This is a genomic window from Bradyrhizobium sp. AZCC 2230, from assembly GCF_036924495.1.
In the GTDB taxonomy this organism is placed as follows: Bacteria; Pseudomonadota; Alphaproteobacteria; order Rhizobiales; family Xanthobacteraceae; genus Bradyrhizobium; species Bradyrhizobium rifense.
This window is the reverse complement of record NZ_JAZHRS010000001.1, coordinates 1292086-1309734: the sequence shown is the minus strand read 5'-3', so window position 1 is coordinate 1309734 and position 17649 is coordinate 1292086. Positions and strand designations below refer to the sequence as shown.

Here is a 17649-nt window from a genome sequence, read left to right as displayed (position 1 = left end):
GGTGGGCTAACCCGCCGGCCGGCCGAATCTCTCGATCACACGGCGGCGGCCGTTTGGGCCTCGGTTCGCGCCTCACGCCGCGCGCTGTCGTAGTGTTCTCCCGTCGTCATCAGCTTCCAGGCGATGCGGGCCATCTTGTTGGCTAGCGCCACCGCCGCCAGCTTCGGTGTCTTGCGCTTCAAAAGCTCGATCAGCCAGCTCGGCCCACGAGCTTTCGATTTGGCTATCTTGACCACCGAGGTTGCTCCAACCACCAGCAGCTGACGCAAGGTCTCATCGCCTGCACGGGTTATCTTGCCGAGCCTGGTCTTTCCCGCGGTGGAATGGTCCTTTGGGGTCAGGCCGAGCCAGGCGGCAAACAGCCGCCCCGAGCGGAAGGCATGTGGATCGGGCGCCTTCATCACCAGCGCTGCGGCGGTGACCGGACCAATCCCCGGGATCTGCGCCAGGCGCCGGCTCATGGCATCGGCACGGTGCCAGGAGAGAAGCTTAGCCTCGATGGCCTTCAGCTCGCCCTGCACCTGCTCATATTGGCGGGCAAGCATTGCAAACAGCTCCCGGGCCAGCGCCGGCACGCCTTTGTCCTGCCCGATCGCTGTCAGGAACGCGGCGAGCTTGTCCAGCCCCTTGGCCGCGATCAGACCGAACTCCGCCGCATGCCCGCGGATCATGTTGGAGAGTTGCGTGCGACGTGCGACCAATTGCTCTCGGACGCCCAGCAGCATCAGCGCGGCCTGCTGCTCGGCCGTCTTCACCGGCACATACCGCATCCGCGGCCGGCTTGCGGCCTCGCACAGCCCGTCCGCATCGCGCCCGTCGTTCTTGTTGCGCGGTATATAGGGCTTCACCAGCTGCGGTGCGATCAGCTTGACCGTGTGTCCCAGCTTGCCAAGCTCTCGCGCCAGGTGATGAGCCGCCCCGCAGGCCTCGATCACCACCACCGTCGGCGGCAGCTTGGCAAAGAAATCCAGCATCGCCTTGCGGCTAAGCCGCTTGCGCAACACGACCTGCTCAGACGCATCAACGCCATGCAGCTGAAAAATATACTTCGACGTATCCATCCCAATGCGGATAATCTGGTTCACGGACGGCTCCTGTGAATGAGTTTCTGACAACCTCATTCTGGCACACTGATGCCGTAGGGGGCCGTCCACACCATCAGCCGCCGTGAGTTCTGGGCCCCGGTTCTGCAGCGCACCGTTTCACGCTGCGCTGCGCCCGGGGAAAGCCGCGAGAGCCCGCGCAGGGAGCAGGGGAGGCCTGCGATTGGCCGATCCGGCCCCGTTCGGCCCAAGTTCCCGTTGCGCCAACCCACCCCGTGCGCTATCCGGCCACAAAGGCCTGAGGCGGCTCCATATTTTTCCCGCCCGGCCGGTCAAACCCGAGGACGGAAACCGCCATGCCAGCCTATCGCTCCCGCACCACCACCCACGGCCGTAACATGGCGGGCGCCCGCGGCCTCTGGCGCGCGACGGGCATGAAGGATGCGGATTTCGGCAAGCCGATCATCGCGGTCGTCAATTCCTTCACCCAGTTCGTGCCCGGCCACGTCCACCTCAAGGACCTCGGCCAGCTCGTCGCCCGCGAGATCGAGCAGGCCGGCGGCGTGGCAAAAGAGTTCAACACCATCGCGGTCGACGACGGCATCGCCATGGGCCATGACGGCATGCTCTACAGCCTGCCGTCGCGCGAGCTGATCGCCGACAGCGTCGAATACATGGTCAACGCGCATTGCGCAGATGGCATGGTCTGCATCTCCAATTGCGACAAGATCACGCCCGGCATGCTGATGGCAGCACTTCGGCTCAACATTCCCGCCGTGTTCGTCTCGGGCGGCCCGATGGAGGCCGGCAAGGTCAAGCTGCAGGGCAAGACCAAGGCCGTCGATCTCATCGACGCCATGGTCGCAGCCGCCGACTCCAAGGTCAGCGACGAGGACGTCAAGGTGATCGAGCGCTCGGCGTGCCCGACCTGCGGCTCGTGCTCGGGCATGTTCACGGCCAATTCGATGAACTGCCTGACCGAGGCGCTTGGCCTCGCGCTGCCCGGCAACGGCACCGTGGTTGCCACCCATGCCGACCGCAAGCGGCTGTTCGTCGAGGCCGGCCACACCATCGTCGATCTCGTGCGTCGCTATTACGAGCAGGACGACGCCTCCGTGTTGCCGCGCAACGTCGCCAACTTCAAGGCGTTCGAGAACGCGATGACGCTCGATATCGCGATGGGCGGCTCGACCAACACCGTGCTGCATCTGTTGGCCGCCGCCCATGAAGGGCAGGTCGAATTCACCATGCAGGACATCGACCGCCTCTCGCGCCGCGTGCCCGTGCTCTGCAAGGTCGCACCATCGGTCGCCGACGTGCATGTCGAGGACGTGCACCGTGCCGGCGGCATCATGGGCATTCTGGGCGAGCTCGACCGCGCCGGCCTGATCGACACCTCGGTCTCGACCGTGCATGCGCCGACTATGAACGACGCGCTGGAGCGCTGGGACATCAAGCGCTCCAAGAGCGAAGCGGTCCGGACATTCTTCCGCGCCTCGCCCGGCGGCATCCCCACACAAGTCGCCTTCAGCCAGGAGCGCCGCTACGACGAGCTCGATGCCGACCGCGAGAAGGGCGTCGTGCGTAACCTCGAGCACGCCTTCAGCAAGGACGGCGGTCTCGCCGTGCTCTACGGCAACCTCGCGCAGGACGGGTGCATCGTGAAGACCGCCGGCGTCGATGCCTCGATCCTGAAATTCGAAGGCCCCGCGCGCGTGTTCGAGAGCCAGGACGCGGCCGTCGAAGGCATTCTGGGCGGCAAGGTCACGGCCGGCGAGATCGTGGTCATCATCTACGAAGGCCCGCGCGGCGGCCCCGGCATGCAGGAGATGCTGTATCCGACGAGCTATCTGAAATCGATGGGTCTTGGAAAGGCCTGCGCGCTCGTCACCGATGGACGCTTCTCCGGCGGCTCGTCGGGTCTGTCGATCGGCCATCTCTCGCCGGAAGCCGCCGAGGGCGGCAACATCGGTCTGGTGCGCACCGGCGATCGTATCGCCATCGACATTCCGAACCGCAGCATCAACCTCGAAATCTCCGATGAGGAACTCGCCAGCCGCCGTGCCGCGGAAGAGGCGAAGGGCGATGCCGCCTGGCAGCCCGCCGCACGCAAGCGCAACGTCTCGACCGCGCTGCAGGCTTACGCAGCGCTCACCACCAGCGCCGCGCGCGGCGCCGTGCGTGAAGTGAAGCGGCGCACGAAGTAAGCGCGTCCAGCTGAGATGCGATCGCAAACGTGGCGGTCGCGCATGGTCAACAAGTTCTGAACGGCCGGTGAAAACCGGCCGTTCGCATTAAGGATGCCCCGACGAACTTCGGCACGGCAAGGTTTTGCGGCGTATACTGCCATCGACCTTCGCAAATCCATTTTGGGCAACTGGGGCACCACCATAATGTCTCGTACTCTCGCTGTCGTTTTCTCCGCGGCCGTCGCTGCTATCGCCATGACGACCGCGGCCTCCGCCGGCTGCTACAATTGCTACGCACCGCCGCAGCCGTGCCAGACCTGCTATCAGCAGCAATACGTCGCGCCGCAGTATCGCACCGTCGACGAGACCGTGATGGTGTCGCCCGGTGCGACCGTCGCGCATCGCACGCCGGCGCAGTACCGCACCGTGATGGTTCCGCAGACCGTGATGGTGGCGCCGCCGAGCGTCCAGTACGAGCGCATCCCGCCGCAATACGCCACCCGCCAGCGCACCGAGATGGTCTCGCCGGGCTATTCCTATTACGCGCCGGTGGCGCCGAGCTGCGGGAATTGCGGCTACTGAGCCAACGCAACAACAACCATCGCAACACACAGACTTCGCGCGGTGCCCCCCAAAAGGGCGCCGCGTTTTCATTTGCGGGCGAAGCCAAACGAGGCCCGGACATGGAGGCTACTCCAACCGGGCCTCGCGACCGGCGACACCCTGGGTGGCATCGCCAGTCCCGACCGAAGCTAGAGGACCAAACTGACGCCCGTCTGACAGGTCCCATGCCCCGACGAAGCGGCCAGACGCCGACAGCCGGCCAACTTCGCGTTGCCTTGCGCGGCCGACTACGTTAAGCGACAGCCATTCCGGACTTGCATTCCGGGCTTGGAAGGGTGGCCGAGTGGTTTAAGGCACCGGTCTTGAAAACCGGCGTGCCCGCAAGGGTACCGTGGGTTCGAATCCCACCCCTTCCGCCAAATGCTTCAATAAATACAATATCATACAGCTGGATCGGCTCCAGCCGTGCCGGGCGGTCAGGCCTGGTTTTCCGCCGCGCCGGTTCGTCGGGCGCGGAATTCCCCGGCGTCCCGCTTGATCTGGGTCAAGTCTGCTGCGTGACGCCGGCCTCTCTTCGAGAGGGCATCGTTCATGCAGACAAAGGCGAGACCTTGAAGACCCTTCGCCAGCTTCTCTCCGCCGAAGAGGTGGTCCAGCTCCTGATACGGCTCGGATTGCTCGGGCTGTTGATCGTGTGGGCCTTCCTGATCATCCGGCCCTTCGTGCCGATCCTGACCTGGAGCGCGGTGCTTGCGGTGGCGTTCTATCCGGCCTTCAGTTGGCTCGCCAAGCGTCTCGGAGGGCGCCCGCGGGCCGCCGCGGCCATTCTCACCCTGATCACGCTCGGCATTGTCATCGGTCCGGCGACATGGCTCGGATTGAGCGCAGTGGAAGGCATCAGGGACCTCGCGAGCCAGATCGGCAGCGGTGATCTCGCGCTCCAGGCCGCGCCCGAGCAGATCAAGAGCTGGCCGCTGATCGGTCCTCAGCTCTACGATCTCTGGAATCTGGCCTACACCAATATTCGCGCCCTGCTGCGCGAGGTGGCGCCGTATCTGAAGCCGTTTGCTGGCGTGATGCTGTCCTTTGCCGGCAGCGCCGGCGTCGGCACCCTCCAGTTCCTGCTGTCGGTCGTCGTCGCCGGATTCCTGTTTCTGTACGGGCCGCAACTCGTTGCTGCGGTTCGTGGCTTCCTGTTTCGCATCGTGCCGGAGCAGAGCGAGCATTTTGTCGGACTGGCGGGTGCGACCATTCGGGCGGTATCGCAGGGCGTGATCGGCGTCGCGATCATCCAGGCGCTGTTGGCCGGCATCGGGCTGAAGCTCGCCGGCATTCCGAGCGCAGGCTTGCTTGCCATCATCGTCCTGTTGCTGTCGATCGTGCAGATCGGCGCGGCCATCGTCTTCATTCCCGTGCTCATCTGGATCTGGATGGACAAGGACGTGCTCACGGCGCTGGTTCTGACGATCTTCCTCGGCGTCGTCGGTGTTCTCGACAACATCCTGAAACCTCTGGTGATGGGACGTGGCCTGACCACGCCGACGCTCGTGATCCTGATCGGGGTGATCGGCGGCACGCTCGCACATGGGATCATCGGCCTCTTCATCGGGCCGATCATTCTATCGGTCGCCTGGGAATTGGCGGCCGCCTGGATCCGTGTCGACCAGGATGCGCGAGGCAGCCGCCCGACATAGGAAAGAAAGCTGGTCGAGTCTCATGCTGCTGCAGTTTCTCGTTGGCACACTGGTCAGCGCGATCACCATCGGCATCCACGCGCTGGTGACCATCGTCGCTGTCTCGATTGCTCGCACGGCTGGTCTGCGGCCAACCGGGCGGCCGCGGCTGCACCTGATGGGCGTGATGATCGCGACGGCTGCGGTGCTGCAGATCGCGCATACGCTCGAGGTCCTGGTGTGGGCAGGGGCGTATGGCGTTGTTCAGGCCGCAGCCTCCGACAGCGGTCTGCTCTATTTCGCCTTCGTCAATTACACCACGCTCGGCTACGGCGATATCACGCCGGTGCGGGAATGGCGGCTCATCGGCCCGCTGACTGCGATGAACGGCGTCCTGTTGTTCGGCTGGTCGGCCGCGATCCTGTTTGAGGTCCTGCGCAAGACACTCGATCACCTCGGAATGACCGAGGCGTCCAATGATCCTGAGCGGACAGACGTTCGACGGAGACTGGTTTAGCCCAGGAACAGGATCATGGCCGTGAGCGCCACCGGCAGCGCCCCGAACGCAATGACCGCGACCTTGAATGCAACCTCGTTCGACATGAGTTGACGGTAACACCGGATCGGGCCGATGTGATGTGCAATTTGTGCCACGCCGACGATGGCCGGCCGGCTCAAGACGTCAGGTCGAGGCTCGCGAGCTGGTGCCGATCCAGGAGTACGATCTGGCGCTGGGTATTGCCGATGAAGCCGAGAATGCCGAGCTCATGCAGCCGCGACAGGGCGCGGGAGACGGTCTCCAGCGTCAGTCCCAGATAATCGGCGATATCGCGCCGGGACATCGGCAGCGCGATTACGCCGGCCGCCGTCAACCTCTTGTCCATCTCGAGCAGGAAGGCCGCGACCCGTTCCAGCGAGGTCTTGCGGCCGAGCAGCAGCATGTGGTCTTCCGCATGCTGGAGATTGTTCGTGGTCATGCTGAGCAGGTTCTTGGCGACCATTGCATCGCTCTCGGCCACGATCTCGAGGCTTTGCCGCTTGACGAGGCGCACATAGGTATCGACGATTGCCTCCGCGGTGAAGCGGTGCTCGCCACCGTTCTCGAGCCCGAAGATGTCGCCGGTCAGATGAAACGCACCGATCTGCCTGCGGCCGTCCGACAGCAGCTTGTAGCTTCGCACTGCACCAGACTTGACCTGATAGACATATTCGGCGGGCTCTTTCTCGCCGTAGATTTCGCTGCCTTTCTTGTAGGAAAATTCGCTTAAATTGACGAGCGGATTTGAATCGCTGGTCATGCCGAGATCACGGAGGGAATTGGGGCGTAGTGCGGAATCTGTCGTGATGCGAACGAACATGGCCAACTCCTCAGCTCATCGCCGAATTGGTCTGTCAGACGACTCATGGCGGGGAAAGCGCCGCGCTGTCCCGCTCCCGCTGAGGTTGATTTAGAACCAAGGTCGTCTTTCAATCCATTGTCCCAAGGTTCATTGTACCAAGGGACAGAGCATGGGTTTGCTGCACGAATTGAGAAGCGCTCGATCCGAGCGGGACATGCTTCCCGTTGCGATGCACATCATTTGCTTGTCGAATGATTGGACAGTGGCGCTGCCTCGCTTTGAGAGCGTTGATATTCGTCCCACTTGGCGAAAGGTGGAAAATGCTTGGCCTTGTCCATGTGGTCGACGACGACGCTTCGTTTCGTACCGCGATCGAACGCCGGCTGAAGCTCGCTGGCTACGAGGTGGCGACCTACGCTTCGTCGCAGGACCTGCTGGATGCGGCGCCGGACAGCGCGCAACCGGGATGCATCCTGCTTGACGTTCAGATGCCGGGGCTGAGCGGTCCGGAGTTGCAAAGTCATCTGATCGCGTCCGGCTCCACGCTGCCGATCATATTCCTGACCGGCCACGCCGACACGCCGACCACGGTGCAGGCCATCAAGGCAGGAGCGGAGGATTTCCTGACCAAGCCGGTCGCTTCGGAGCTGCTGCTCGATGCGATTGCGCGCGCGGTGGCGCGGCAGGACGCCGCGCGCGGCCAGCGCGGCAGGCTCGATACGTTCCGCGCTTGCCTGGCAGCGCTGACCCTGCGCGAACGGCAGGTGTTCGATCTCATCGTGCGCGGCAAGATCAACAAGCAGATCGCCCATCAGCTCGGGACGACCGAGCGCACCATAAAAGCGCATCGGCACCAGGTCATGGAGAAGATGCAGGTTCATTCGCTCGCGGAGCTCGTCTCGATCGCGGAACGGCTTGGAATGCTCGATCCGAACAACCTTTAACTGCCGCGCGCTATGGCGCCTTGGCCAAGGGACCCACGGGCGGCTCATTCATCGACATACTGTTCCAGCGTCTTGGCTGGCGCGCCTTTGTGAGCCGACGCAAACTGGGCCAGCGGTATCGATGTCGTCAGCGCGAGCAGGTTGGAGTCGACGGTCTCGAGTGTCAGCGTCTTTCCTGACTCCATCTGCTTGACGATCGCCGCCGGTGCGGCATCGGCGGCGATGCAGGCATTGGTCAGGCACCAGCTATAGGGGACGCGGACGGGGCTGCCCTGGTCGACGGTCAGTTTGGTCGGCTGTTGCAGATACATGCCGACCGGCACGAAAAGCTGCAGCCGCGCCGTCGGAGCGCCTTCGCGCTCGATCAGGTCCACGCGCACAGCCATCTGACCTGTCGGAAATTTTCCCGTGATCGAGGTCCGGCACAGCATCGGCGCGCCACCCGCCTTAAAGCAGAGCTTTTGCCAGTCGCCATAGGTGATGTCCTTGGTCTCACGCTGGCCACGTGTCGCGACTTCGGCCGGCCTATCGGATTGCGCGGCGAGACCAGGCAATGGCGCGGTCGCGGCGATGGCGGCGACGGTGAGGGCTGCGAGATAGTCGCGGACGCTGGGCATGGTCGCGTCTCCGGAGCCGGGCTCTATTTTTGCGCATCGAGAAATTTTCCCACGAGCGGCGACCAGATCGGGATCGCGTCCGGGGAGCCGATGAAGAAGTGGCCCTCGCCGCCGAACGGCGGCATCAAATGGTACTCGGCCTTGCCGCCCGCGGCCGTGAAGGCCGCATGCATGCGCTTCGACAAATCGGGACCGAAGAACGTGTCGTTCTCGATGTAGATCCACAGCATCGGCACCCGCGAGGTACGGCCGAAATCCGCAGTCGCCTGGACCAGCCTATCAGGCGCGCAATTGCTGTTGGGCTTGCCGCCGACGCGGCCGCCGCGGCCGGCGGCGAAGGTGATGATGGCCTTCACTTGCGGCGGGTTCACGCTCGACAGCGCAATGGACGCCCAGCCGCCGGCGGATTGGCCGACCACGATCACGTCCTTCGGAATGATGCGCTTCTCGGCGGCCAGATAGTCGATGATCCAGAGATCCACTTGGGCGATCGCGAGGCCGGCATCGTGGAAGTTGGGATTGGTGCATTTGCCCACCTTGGAGAAGAACGGGCCATAGATGCCACGTTCGGGGATGTCGATGGCGGCCGCGCCATAGCCGCTGCCGACCGGCGCCACCACGAGATTGCCGCGCTTGGCAAACCATTTGGCAGCGTCGCGGAACTCGACCAGCGGAAAGAAGCTGCGGTCGTTCGCGTTGAGCGAGACCCCGTGATTCATGATCACCAGCGGGAAAGGGCCGTCGCCGACCGGGCGGACCAGATAGGCGAATGTCGGCAGCGGCAGCGGAAGGGCCCAGATCTCCTCCTGGATGCGGACCTCATCTTCGGCGCGGGCTGGAGCGGTGAAGGCGGCGATCAGGAGCAGGGCGCCTGCCAAAAGCCGGACCATTGTGTTGAGAGGCATCCCCACGGCGATCTCCCTCGGAATCTTGAACGCCGTCGCCACGATGATCGGCGAGCGCGTGAAAGTGGTCGCAACTCCGCCGATAGCTTTCCCGCGATTTGATTGGCGGCGAGGGGGGATTGCTTGATCCAGATCAAGCTCCGGCACGGACGCGGCAACGTCTATCAACTGATGAAGAGCGTGCGACAGCCAATATTGCCGACATGAGTACTCTGGACGTGATTGCGCTGCCGGTCGTCCTGTTGCGCTGCGAAGCGATGCCGCGCGAGGTGGTCGAATGAATTCGCCACCCGAACCGAACTGGACACGCTTCTTTCCACCGGCCGGTTGGCTCGCCGCCTATCGGCGCGAGTGGTTGCCATCCGACGCCGTCGCCGGCGTCACGCTCGCCGCCTACGCCATTCCCGTCTCGCTCGCCTACGCAGCGCTCGCCGGCCTGCAGCCGCAGATCGGCGTCTATGGCTACATGCTCGGCGGCATTGGCTATGCCTTGCTCGGGGCGTCGCGGCAGCTGGCGATCGGCCCGACGTCGGCGATCTCGTTGATGATTGCCGCAACCGTCGGCGCGCTCGCCGGGGGCGATGCTGTGAAATATGCGCAGATTGCAAGTCTCGCGGCGTTCGGTGTCGCGGTGCTGTGCTTCATCGCCTGGCTGTTCAAGCTCAGCGTGCTCGTCCGCCTCGTCAGCGACAGCATTCTGGTTGGCTTCAAGGCCGGCGCGGGGCTCACCATCATCATGAGCCAGCTGCCGAGCCTGTTCGGCGTCGCCGGCGGCGGCCACAATTTCTTCGATCGCGCCATCAAGCTGATCGGGCAGCTCGGCCATCTCGATCCGCTCGTTCTGGCGATCGGCGCGGTCGCGCTGCTGTTACTGCTGAGCGGCGAACGGCTTCTTCCGGGCAAGCCGATCGGCATCACCATCGTGGCGCTGGCGATCGTGGTGGCGACGGTGTTCGGCTTTCCGGGCCTCGGTGTGCCCGTTACCGGGAAGATACCGGAAGGGCTGCCGGCGCTGGGGATGCCGACCTTTGGCCTGTTGGAGTTCGACGAGCTGTTTCCGCTCGCGGCTGGCTGCGTGCTACTGGCCTACATCGAAGGCGTCTCGGCGGCCCGCAGCTTTGCCGCCAAGCACGGCTATCCCCTCGACGTCCGACAGGAGTTTCTGGGGCTGGGCGCTGCGAACCTTGCCGTCGCCTTCGGCCATGGCTATCCCGTCGCAGGAGGCCTGTCGCAATCGGCGGTCAACGACAACGCCCGTGCGCGAACACCATTAGCTCTGGTCATCTGCTCCGTGACGCTCGGGCTCTGCCTGCTGTTCTTCACCGGGCTGCTCACCAATCTGCCCAAGGCGGTGCTCGCGGCCATCGTGTTTGCTGCCGTCTACAGACTGGTCGATGTCCGCGCGCTCATGCGGATGTGGCAGGTCAGCCGGATCGACTTCTATGCGGCGTCGATCGCCCTGATTTCCGTGCTGCTGCTCGGCATCCTCCAGGGCGTCCTGCTGGCGTCGATCGCGTCGATTGTCCTGCTGCTGGCGCGGGCATCGCGGCCGAACGTCGCATTCCTTGGCCGTTTGCCCGGCAGCGGGCGCTATTCCGACAGTGCGCGGCATGCGGACGTCGAGCCGCTGGTCGGAATCATCGCGTTCCGCCCAGAGGCTTCGCTGCTCTACATCAATGCCGAGACGATTTTGGACGCGGTCCTGACTGCGCTCAGGCGTTCGCCGGGCATTCACCTGGTCGCCTGCGACCTCTCGGCGTCGCCTTATATCGATCTGGCAGGCGCGCGCATGCTGCACGACCTCCATGACGAGCTCGCGTCACGCCGGGTGAGCCTCTGCATCGTCGGCGCGCATGCACAACTCCGCGACCTCCTGCGCGCCGAGGGGCTCGGGGAGAAGACCGACAGCAACCAATGGCTTCGCTCGCTCGATAGCGTTCTCGGTGACCGGAATGCAGACAACCGTTGACTTGGATCAATGGAGCGACCGGCGCCGAAAGCACGATCCCGCATCACCTTCGCCCCAAACGATCGGGAGAGACGCATGGCCAAGGACACAAAGCCCGCGCAGAAGCGCATCGACCAGTTCTTTTCCGGTCCCGGCGCGCGGGCGGACGACTGGCGCGACCTGGTCGAGGCCGCAAAAAGTTGGGCCCGCGCTGGCGATCGCGCGGCCTATGACGCGGCGCTGGCCAGCCTGTCGGTGACGGAAGAATTCCACGGCTATCCCGGCCTGCAATTGATGGCGGCCTTGCGCGAAGCGGCCTCGGCCGGTGATGCAGCCGCGTCGCTGTCGCTTGCGACCCGGATCACCCAGGCTTTGGCGACGCGATCCTTCCGCCAGCATGCCGGCGACTGGAGCGCGAAGGACGATGGCGATGGCGATACGCCCGAACTGGTGTCGCCCACCTTCGGTGCGCATAAGGCCCGCCGGCCCTATTTCGAGACCTTGATCGTCACCGGGGTGTCACCCAGCCAATGGCCGGCGCTCGCGGCCGAATGGCGCAAGCTGCGCCGTCCGGAGGATGGCTTCATCTACGAGCCCGTCATCGTCGGCAGTCTCGAGGACGCCTTCTGCGCAACCATGCTCAATCCCAATCTCGGGGCCGTCGTCATCAACGAGGGCTTTGGCCTGCGCTCGCGGCACGAGGCGCCGGTCCTCCGTTCGATGACGGCCACGGCCGGCCTCAAGGACGAGTCCGACGCCTCCGCGCTGCGGCTCGCGCAGATCATCAAGCGGGTCAGGCCCGAGCTCGATCTCTACATGATCTCGAACCGCGATGTCGAAGAGTTGGCCGGCAATCCCGAGGCCAATGTCGTTCGCCGCATCTTCTATTCGGTCGAAGAGCTGCTGGAGCTGCATCTGTCGATCCTCGAGGGCATCCAGGATCGCTACGACACGCCGTTCTTCGACAATCTCAAGAAATACGCACAGCGCCCGATCGGGACGTTCCACGCGCTGCCGATCGCCCGGGGCAAGTCGATCTTCAAGTCCGACTGGATCCGCGACATGGGCGAGTTCTACGGCCCGAACCTGTTCCTGGCCGAGAGCAGCGCCACCACCGGCGGCCTCGACAGCATGCTGGAGCCAACCGGCAACATCAAGAAGGCGCAGGAGAAGGCGGCGAGGGCGCTCGGTGCCGATCGCGTCTTCTTCGTCACCAACGGCACCTCGACCTCGAACAAGATGGCGGTGCAGGCGCTGCTCGCGCCGGGTGACATCGCAATCGTCGATCGCAACTGCCACAAGTCGCACCATTACGGCATGGTGCTCGCCGGCGCTCAGCCGCTCTATGTCGAAGCGTTCCCGATGACGGAATACTCGATGTACGGCGCGGTGCCGCTGAGGACGATCAAGCAGGCGCTGTTGGGCGCCAAGGCCGACGGACGGCTCGACCGCGTCAAGCTGCTCGACCTCACCAACTGCACCTTTGACGGCCACATCTACAACACCCGCCGGGTGATGGAGGAATGCCTCGCCATCAAGCCGGACCTGATCTTCCTGTGGGACGAGGCCTGGTTCGGCTTCGCGCGCTTCTCGCCGTTCCTGCGCCGCCGCACAGGCCTCGGCGCCGCCAACGAGATCGAGGCGTGGATGCACGATCCGAAGTCGGTCGCGGCCTACGAGAAGCAGCAAACCGAGCTCGGCAAAAATCCGACGGACGAGGTGCTGCTCAAGACCAGGCTGATTCCCGATCCGCGCCAGATCCGCCTGCGGGTCTACCAGACCAATTCGACCCACAAGTCGATGTCGGCGATCCGTCAGGGCTCGATGCTGTCGGTCAAGGACGTCGAATTCCACACGGTCGAGCAGCAGTTCAAGGAGGCAGTATTCACGCACGCCTCCACCAGCCCGAACCAGCAGCTCATCGCCAGCCTCGATATCTCGCGGCGGCAGATGGAGCTGGAGGGCTATGGCCTCGTCGCCAATGCCATCGAGATCGCGTTTGCGATCCGCCACGCGGTCAACAACAATCCGCTGCTCTCGAAATACTTCCATGTCCTCGGCGCCGACGCCATGGTGCCGGCACAGTACCGCCAGAGCGGCTTCACCGATTATCTCGCGGCCGGCGTGAACTGGTCCAATACGCTCAAGAGCCTGGACGACGATGAGTTCTGTCTCGACCCGACCCGCATGACCCTGGTGTGCGGCACGGCCGGGTTCGACGGCACCCAGTTCAAGGGCATTCTGGCCAACGAGTACAACATCCAGGTCAACAAGACCTCGCGCAATTCGGTCCTGGTCCAGTCCAACATCAACAACACCCGCAGCGACGTCGCGCATCTCGTCCGCGTCCTCGCCGAGATCGCAGGTGAGGTCGATCGTGGGCTGGCGCAAGGCGGCGCCAATGCGCGCCAGACCTTTGAGGCGCGGGTCAAGAGCCTGATGAAGGACGTACCCGACTTGCCGAACTTCTCGCGCTTCCACCCGAGCTTCCGTGGCGATGCCGGCACCAAGACCAATGAAGGCGACATTCGCAGCGGCTTTTATGCCGCCTATGACGCGGCGGGATGCGAGCACCTTCGCCTCAACGATCCCGAGATCGACCGCCGCCTCAAAGCAGGCCCCGAGCTTGTCTCGGCCAATTTCGTGATTCCGTATCCGCCGGGCTTCCCGATCATGGTGCCGGGTCAGGTCATCACCCAGGAAACCATCGACTTCATGCGCAAGCTCGATGTGAAGGAGATCCATGGCTACGACGCCAAGGAGGGCCTGAAGCTCGTGCGCACGGAGGCCCTGGCGAAGCTCGGTCGGCCGAAGCCCGGTGCGCAGCCGAAGCTCAAGGCCGCGTCCTAGGTCAGGCGAAGACGGCCACCATGATGGAGCCCCAGGTCGTCAACAGGATGTTGGCGACCGGGTAGGCCGGCGTATAGCCCAGAACCGGGACAGCGCTGCCGGCGCGTTCCTGGAGCGCGGCCATCGCGGCCGTGACCGTCTGCGATCCAGTCAATCCGCCAAGCAGGAGGATCGGGTTCATGCGCAACACGAAATGGCCAAAGCAAAATCCGACGATCTGCGGCAGCAGCGTGACGGCCATGCCTCCCAGCAGCAGGCCGATGCCGGCTTCCCGCAGGGCCGACAGGAAGATCGGCCCCGCATGGATGCCGGTCAGCCCGACGAAAGCTGCGAGCCCGAGCGAGGTCATCAGGCTGATGGCGCCGTCGGGAATTTGTCCGAACAGCGGGTAACGCGTGCGGAGAGACCCGACCAGGAGTCCGGCCAGCAATGTGCCAACGCTCGTACTGAGCGAGATAGTGACGCCTCCGACGGAGAAACTCAGGAGAACGCCGAAGAGGCCGCCAAAGAAGATCGCAAGGCCCATCACGATGAAATCGATGCTGGTGCTCGGCGCAACGATGGCACCGATGCTCTTGGCGGCGGTCTGCACGATCGGCTCGGGCCCGACGATCCGCAGCAGATCGCCGCGTTGCAAGGCGATGCCGGCTGCCACGGGAATCTCCTGACCGCCCCGGCTTAGCGAACGCAGATAGACGGCGCGAGCCCAGCTCTCTCGCGAGGCGGCTTCCAGCGTCATGCCCGCGAGCTTCGGATTGATCAGCATGACATCGACGGAGATCAGGGGAATGTCGAGCAGCTCCATGTCCTCGACTTCCTCGGCGCGAGGGCCGATCCACTCGACGACGAGCTGTCGCGGAGCGGACAGCGCGACGAGATCGCTGGCCGCCAGAACCGTTCCGGGATCCGCTTCGAGAAGGCGTTCTCCTCGACGGATACGATGGATGAACAGCCGATGCTCGGGAATGCGGGCTTCCGCGGCGGCGACAGTCACCCCGACGAGGGGAGAGTGCTCCTCCAGCCGATAGGCGCGCAGCTCGAATTTGCGCCAAGCGGATGCCAGGCCCGGTTTGGAGCGGGTGACGCCCAATGCCTGCTCGAGCTTGAGCGCCTCCGCTCGCAGATCGATTTTCAGGAGAGCGGGTGCAATCTGAGTGACGAAGAGGATGACGCCCGCATAGCCGAAGATATAGGTGACCGCGTCCGCCACCGCGACGTGCGAGACGAAAAGTCCACGTTGCGCATCGGGGATGGCCAATCCGTTGATCGCGTCGGTCGCCGTCCCCATGGCCGCGCTCTGGCTCAGTGCGCCTGACATGAGGCCCGCGGCGAAGCCGGGATCGAGCCGCAACACCTTCGCAACGGCAATGGCCGTTGCGAGACCCGTCAAGCACACAACGACCGCGAGCAGCATCGGCTTCAGCCCGTCGCGCTTCATCGTTTGCACGAATTGCGGTCCGACCAGATAGCCGACGCCGAACAGGAACAGCAGGAAGAGAAAGGACTTGGTCATGCCGGAGACGGGCACATGCGCGAAATCGCCGACCGCCAATCCGGCGAACAGAGCGCCGGTGACCGGGCCCAGACTAAACGTTCCGATCCTGAAGCTCCCGATCCAGTAGCCCGCGGCGATCACAAGGAACAGCGCGAGCTCGGGATAACGAACGAGAAACTGCTCCAGCCAGGCCAACATCGCGGCCGGCCTGGCTAAGTCATCAGCATGACAAGGACCATTCCCCAGATTGTCAGCAGCGTGTTTCCGACCGCGTATGTCACGGTATATCCCAGCCCCGGAATCTGACTCTTGGCGCGATCATTGACCATGCCGAGCGAGGCAGTGGTGGTCCGTGCGCCGGAACAGCATCCGAGCAAGATGGCGTCATGGAAACGGAACACGTACTTGCCGACATACATTGCGAGGATCAGCGGCACGGTGGTCACCACGATGCCCCAGAGGAACAGGCCAATGCCAAGCGCCTTCAGGCCGGCAACGAAGCCGGGTCCCGACGAGATGCCGACGATGGCAATGAAAACGTTCAGGCCGACGGAGTTCATGAACCAAACGGTAGGCGAGGGAATCCGGCCAAAGGTCGGCCGCACGGAACGCAGCCAGCCGAAGAACAGGCCTGAGATCAACGCTCCGCCCGAGGTGGACAACGTGAGCGGCACGCTGCCAATCTTGTAGACGATCGCGCCGACCAGCGCGCCGATGGCAATGGCGGCACCGATAAAGGCAACGTCGGCAGTATCGGTTGCTCGATCCGGCCGGCCAAGCATCTTTGTGGCCGCCGCGACATCGGGCGTGCGTCCAACGATGGTGACGATGTCGCCCCGGTTCAGCTTGGTGTTGGGAAGAATGGGGATCTCAACCGCAATCGCGCCCCTCGTGATCTTGCGCAGGAATATGCCGCGCGATGCCGGGCTCTTCGCTAGCTCCTCCAGGGTCTTGCCGTCGACGTCCTTGCTGGTCACGTAGACCTCGAGACCTTCGATGGGCATGGCGAGCAGCTCGCGATCGTCGACTTCCTCCGCCTGTTCACCGATCAATTGGACAAGCACGTCGCGCCGGCCCGCCACGGCCACGACATCACCCGCATGAATCACGGCATCCGCGATGGCATCGATGATCTTCCCGTCCTGTCGCAGCCGCAGAATGAACACCCGCTGATCGGGAACCAGCGCCTCGGCTTCCTGCACTGTCCTCCCGACCGCCGGGCCGCGTTCGCGAACGCGGAATGCACGGACCTCGAACTGGTGCCACGCGGTGCCGGGACCACCGAACTGCTTCTTGCCGCCGTACTCCTCCTCATATCGCTTGCACGCCGCTTCCAGATCGATGCCGAGCAGGGCCGGGCCAATCAGAGCAAGGACGATGGCGGATCCGACGGTGCCGAAGATGTAGGTGACCGCGTAAGCGACCGGCATCCCGTCGAGCAGCTTCTTCGCTTCCTCCGCAGGCAGGCCGAGCCGGTTGATGGCGTCGGTCGCAAGGCCCATGGAGGCCGAGATGGTCTGCGAGCCGGCATAGAGCCCCACGGCAGATCCAACGTCGTAGCCGGCGGCCTTGGCGCCGAGATAGGCGGCTGCGAGGCAGAACACGCACACGACGGCAGCGAAGATCGCCTGGGGAATACCGTCCTGCGCGATGCCGCGGACGAATTGCGGTCCGACGCCGTAGCCGATGGCGAACAGGAACATCAGGAAGAAGAACGGCTTGAGCGGACCTGAGATGGTGATCCCGATCTGGCCGATGATAACGGCGGCGATCAGCGTCGCCGTCACCGCGCCAAGGCCGAGGCCCTTGTAGGTGAAGGAGCCAAAGTAATAGCCCAGAGCCAGCGAGAGGAAGATCGCGATTTCCGGGTAGCTCTTGAGTGTCTGGAAGAACCAATTCATCACGTCCCCCGTTCATGCTGTGCCGAAGCGCTGAAGAGCCGGCGAAGAGCTCAAATCGAGTCAGCCAACAACACGGGACGGCTCGTCTGCTGATGTTGATCTATGTCAACCGTATGCGCCGACTTGGGACCCGATGTCGTCGCGGTCGCATCATTCGCTGCGTTGCAACGCCTCGGCGTC

General features: G+C 64.0%; 15 protein-coding genes and 1 tRNA gene. 9 read left to right on the top strand and 7 right to left on the bottom strand.

Annotated elements, in window-relative coordinates:
- Positions 1 to 35: 35 nt before the first annotated feature.
- Positions 36 to 1085, bottom strand: coding sequence for an IS110 family transposase (locus V1280_RS06230; protein ID WP_334520477.1), 1050 nt, complete (start codon positions 1083 to 1085; stop codon positions 36 to 38).
- 314 nt (positions 1086 to 1399) lie between these two features.
- On the opposite strand from V1280_RS06230, the gene ilvD reads away from it, so the two are divergent.
- The 5 genes from ilvD to V1280_RS06205 all read left to right on the top strand — a co-directional run bounded on the left by ilvD (position 1400) and on the right by V1280_RS06205 (position 5986).
- Positions 1400 to 3250: a dihydroxy-acid dehydratase gene (gene ilvD / locus V1280_RS06225; protein WP_334520474.1), complete on the top strand. Its 1851-nt coding sequence runs from the start codon at positions 1400 to 1402 to the stop codon at positions 3248 to 3250.
- Positions 3251 to 3487: 237 nt separating this feature from the next.
- Positions 3488 to 3814, top strand: coding sequence for a hypothetical protein (locus tag V1280_RS06220; RefSeq protein ID WP_334538198.1), 327 nt, complete (start codon positions 3488 to 3490; stop codon positions 3812 to 3814).
- Positions 3815 to 4125: 311 nt separating this feature from the next.
- A tRNA-Ser gene (locus V1280_RS06215) sits at positions 4126 to 4215 on the top strand.
- A 192-nt stretch (positions 4216 to 4407) separates the two neighbouring features.
- Positions 4408 to 5490, top strand: coding sequence for an AI-2E family transporter (locus tag V1280_RS06210; RefSeq protein ID WP_334520471.1), 1083 nt, complete (start codon positions 4408 to 4410; stop codon positions 5488 to 5490).
- Between the two features lie 22 nt (positions 5491 to 5512).
- Positions 5513 to 5986 (top strand): potassium channel family protein, encoded by a 474-nt coding sequence (locus V1280_RS06205; protein WP_334520468.1) that lies wholly within the window; start codon positions 5513 to 5515, stop codon positions 5984 to 5986.
- On the opposite strand, the gene V1280_RS06200 is transcribed toward V1280_RS06205, so the two are convergent.
- Together V1280_RS06200 and V1280_RS06195 are read right to left on the bottom strand one after the other, a co-directional pair.
- On the bottom strand, positions 5983 to 6147 hold the full coding sequence (locus V1280_RS06200) for a hypothetical protein (RefSeq protein ID WP_334520465.1): 165 nt from the start codon (positions 6145 to 6147) through the stop codon (positions 5983 to 5985). The genes V1280_RS06205 and V1280_RS06200 overlap by 4 nt on opposite strands.
- The gene (locus V1280_RS06195; RefSeq protein WP_334520462.1) at positions 6144 to 6827 is read right to left on the bottom strand and encodes a helix-turn-helix domain-containing protein; all 684 of its coding nucleotides are present in this window, start codon (positions 6825 to 6827) and stop codon (positions 6144 to 6146) included. Before V1280_RS06195 ends, V1280_RS06200 begins: the two co-directional genes overlap by 4 nt.
- A gap of 302 nt (positions 6828 to 7129) precedes the next feature.
- Here V1280_RS06195 and V1280_RS06190 point away from each other — a divergent pair, with 302 nt between their 5' ends.
- Positions 7130 to 7753: a response regulator transcription factor gene (locus V1280_RS06190; protein ID WP_334520459.1), complete on the top strand. Its 624-nt coding sequence runs from the start codon at positions 7130 to 7132 to the stop codon at positions 7751 to 7753.
- Positions 7754 to 7797: 44 nt separating this feature from the next.
- Here the strand turns inward: V1280_RS06190 and V1280_RS06185 are convergent, their stop codons facing one another.
- A complete protein-coding gene (locus V1280_RS06185; RefSeq protein ID WP_334520456.1) occupies positions 7798 to 8370 on the bottom strand; it encodes an invasion associated locus B family protein in 573 nt (190 codons plus the stop codon).
- 23 nt (positions 8371 to 8393) lie between these two features.
- Complete coding sequence (locus V1280_RS06180; protein WP_334520453.1) at positions 8394 to 9275, bottom strand: dienelactone hydrolase family protein; 882 nt, start codon at positions 9273 to 9275, stop codon at positions 8394 to 8396.
- 119 nt (positions 9276 to 9394) lie between these two features.
- Between V1280_RS06180 and V1280_RS06175 the strand changes: the two genes are divergently transcribed.
- The 3 genes from V1280_RS06175 (at position 9395) to V1280_RS06165 (ending at position 14073) form a co-directional block, all read left to right on the top strand.
- Positions 9395 to 9556 carry a hypothetical protein gene (locus V1280_RS06175; protein WP_334520450.1) on the top strand — a complete coding sequence of 54 codons (162 nt, stop codon included), beginning with the start codon at positions 9395 to 9397 and terminating at the stop codon, positions 9554 to 9556.
- Entirely contained in the window at positions 9553 to 11244 is a 1692-nt protein-coding gene (locus tag V1280_RS06170) for a SulP family inorganic anion transporter (protein ID WP_334520447.1), read from the top strand. Before V1280_RS06175 ends, V1280_RS06170 begins: the two co-directional genes overlap by 4 nt.
- A gap of 75 nt (positions 11245 to 11319) precedes the next feature.
- A complete protein-coding gene (locus V1280_RS06165) occupies positions 11320 to 14073 on the top strand; it encodes a decarboxylase (RefSeq protein ID WP_334520444.1) in 2754 nt (917 codons plus the stop codon).
- A 1-nt stretch (position 14074) separates the two neighbouring features.
- Here the strand turns inward: V1280_RS06165 and aspT (V1280_RS06160) are convergent, their stop codons facing one another.
- Both aspT (V1280_RS06160) and aspT (V1280_RS06155) read right to left on the bottom strand, forming a co-directional pair.
- The gene (aspT, locus tag V1280_RS06160) at positions 14075 to 15766 is read right to left on the bottom strand and encodes an aspartate-alanine antiporter (RefSeq protein WP_334520441.1); all 1692 of its coding nucleotides are present in this window, start codon (positions 15764 to 15766) and stop codon (positions 14075 to 14077) included.
- 14 nt (positions 15767 to 15780) lie between these two features.
- A complete protein-coding gene (gene aspT, locus V1280_RS06155; RefSeq protein WP_442895109.1) occupies positions 15781 to 17469 on the bottom strand; it encodes an aspartate-alanine antiporter in 1689 nt (562 codons plus the stop codon).
- Positions 17470 to 17649: the final 180 nt, after the last annotated feature.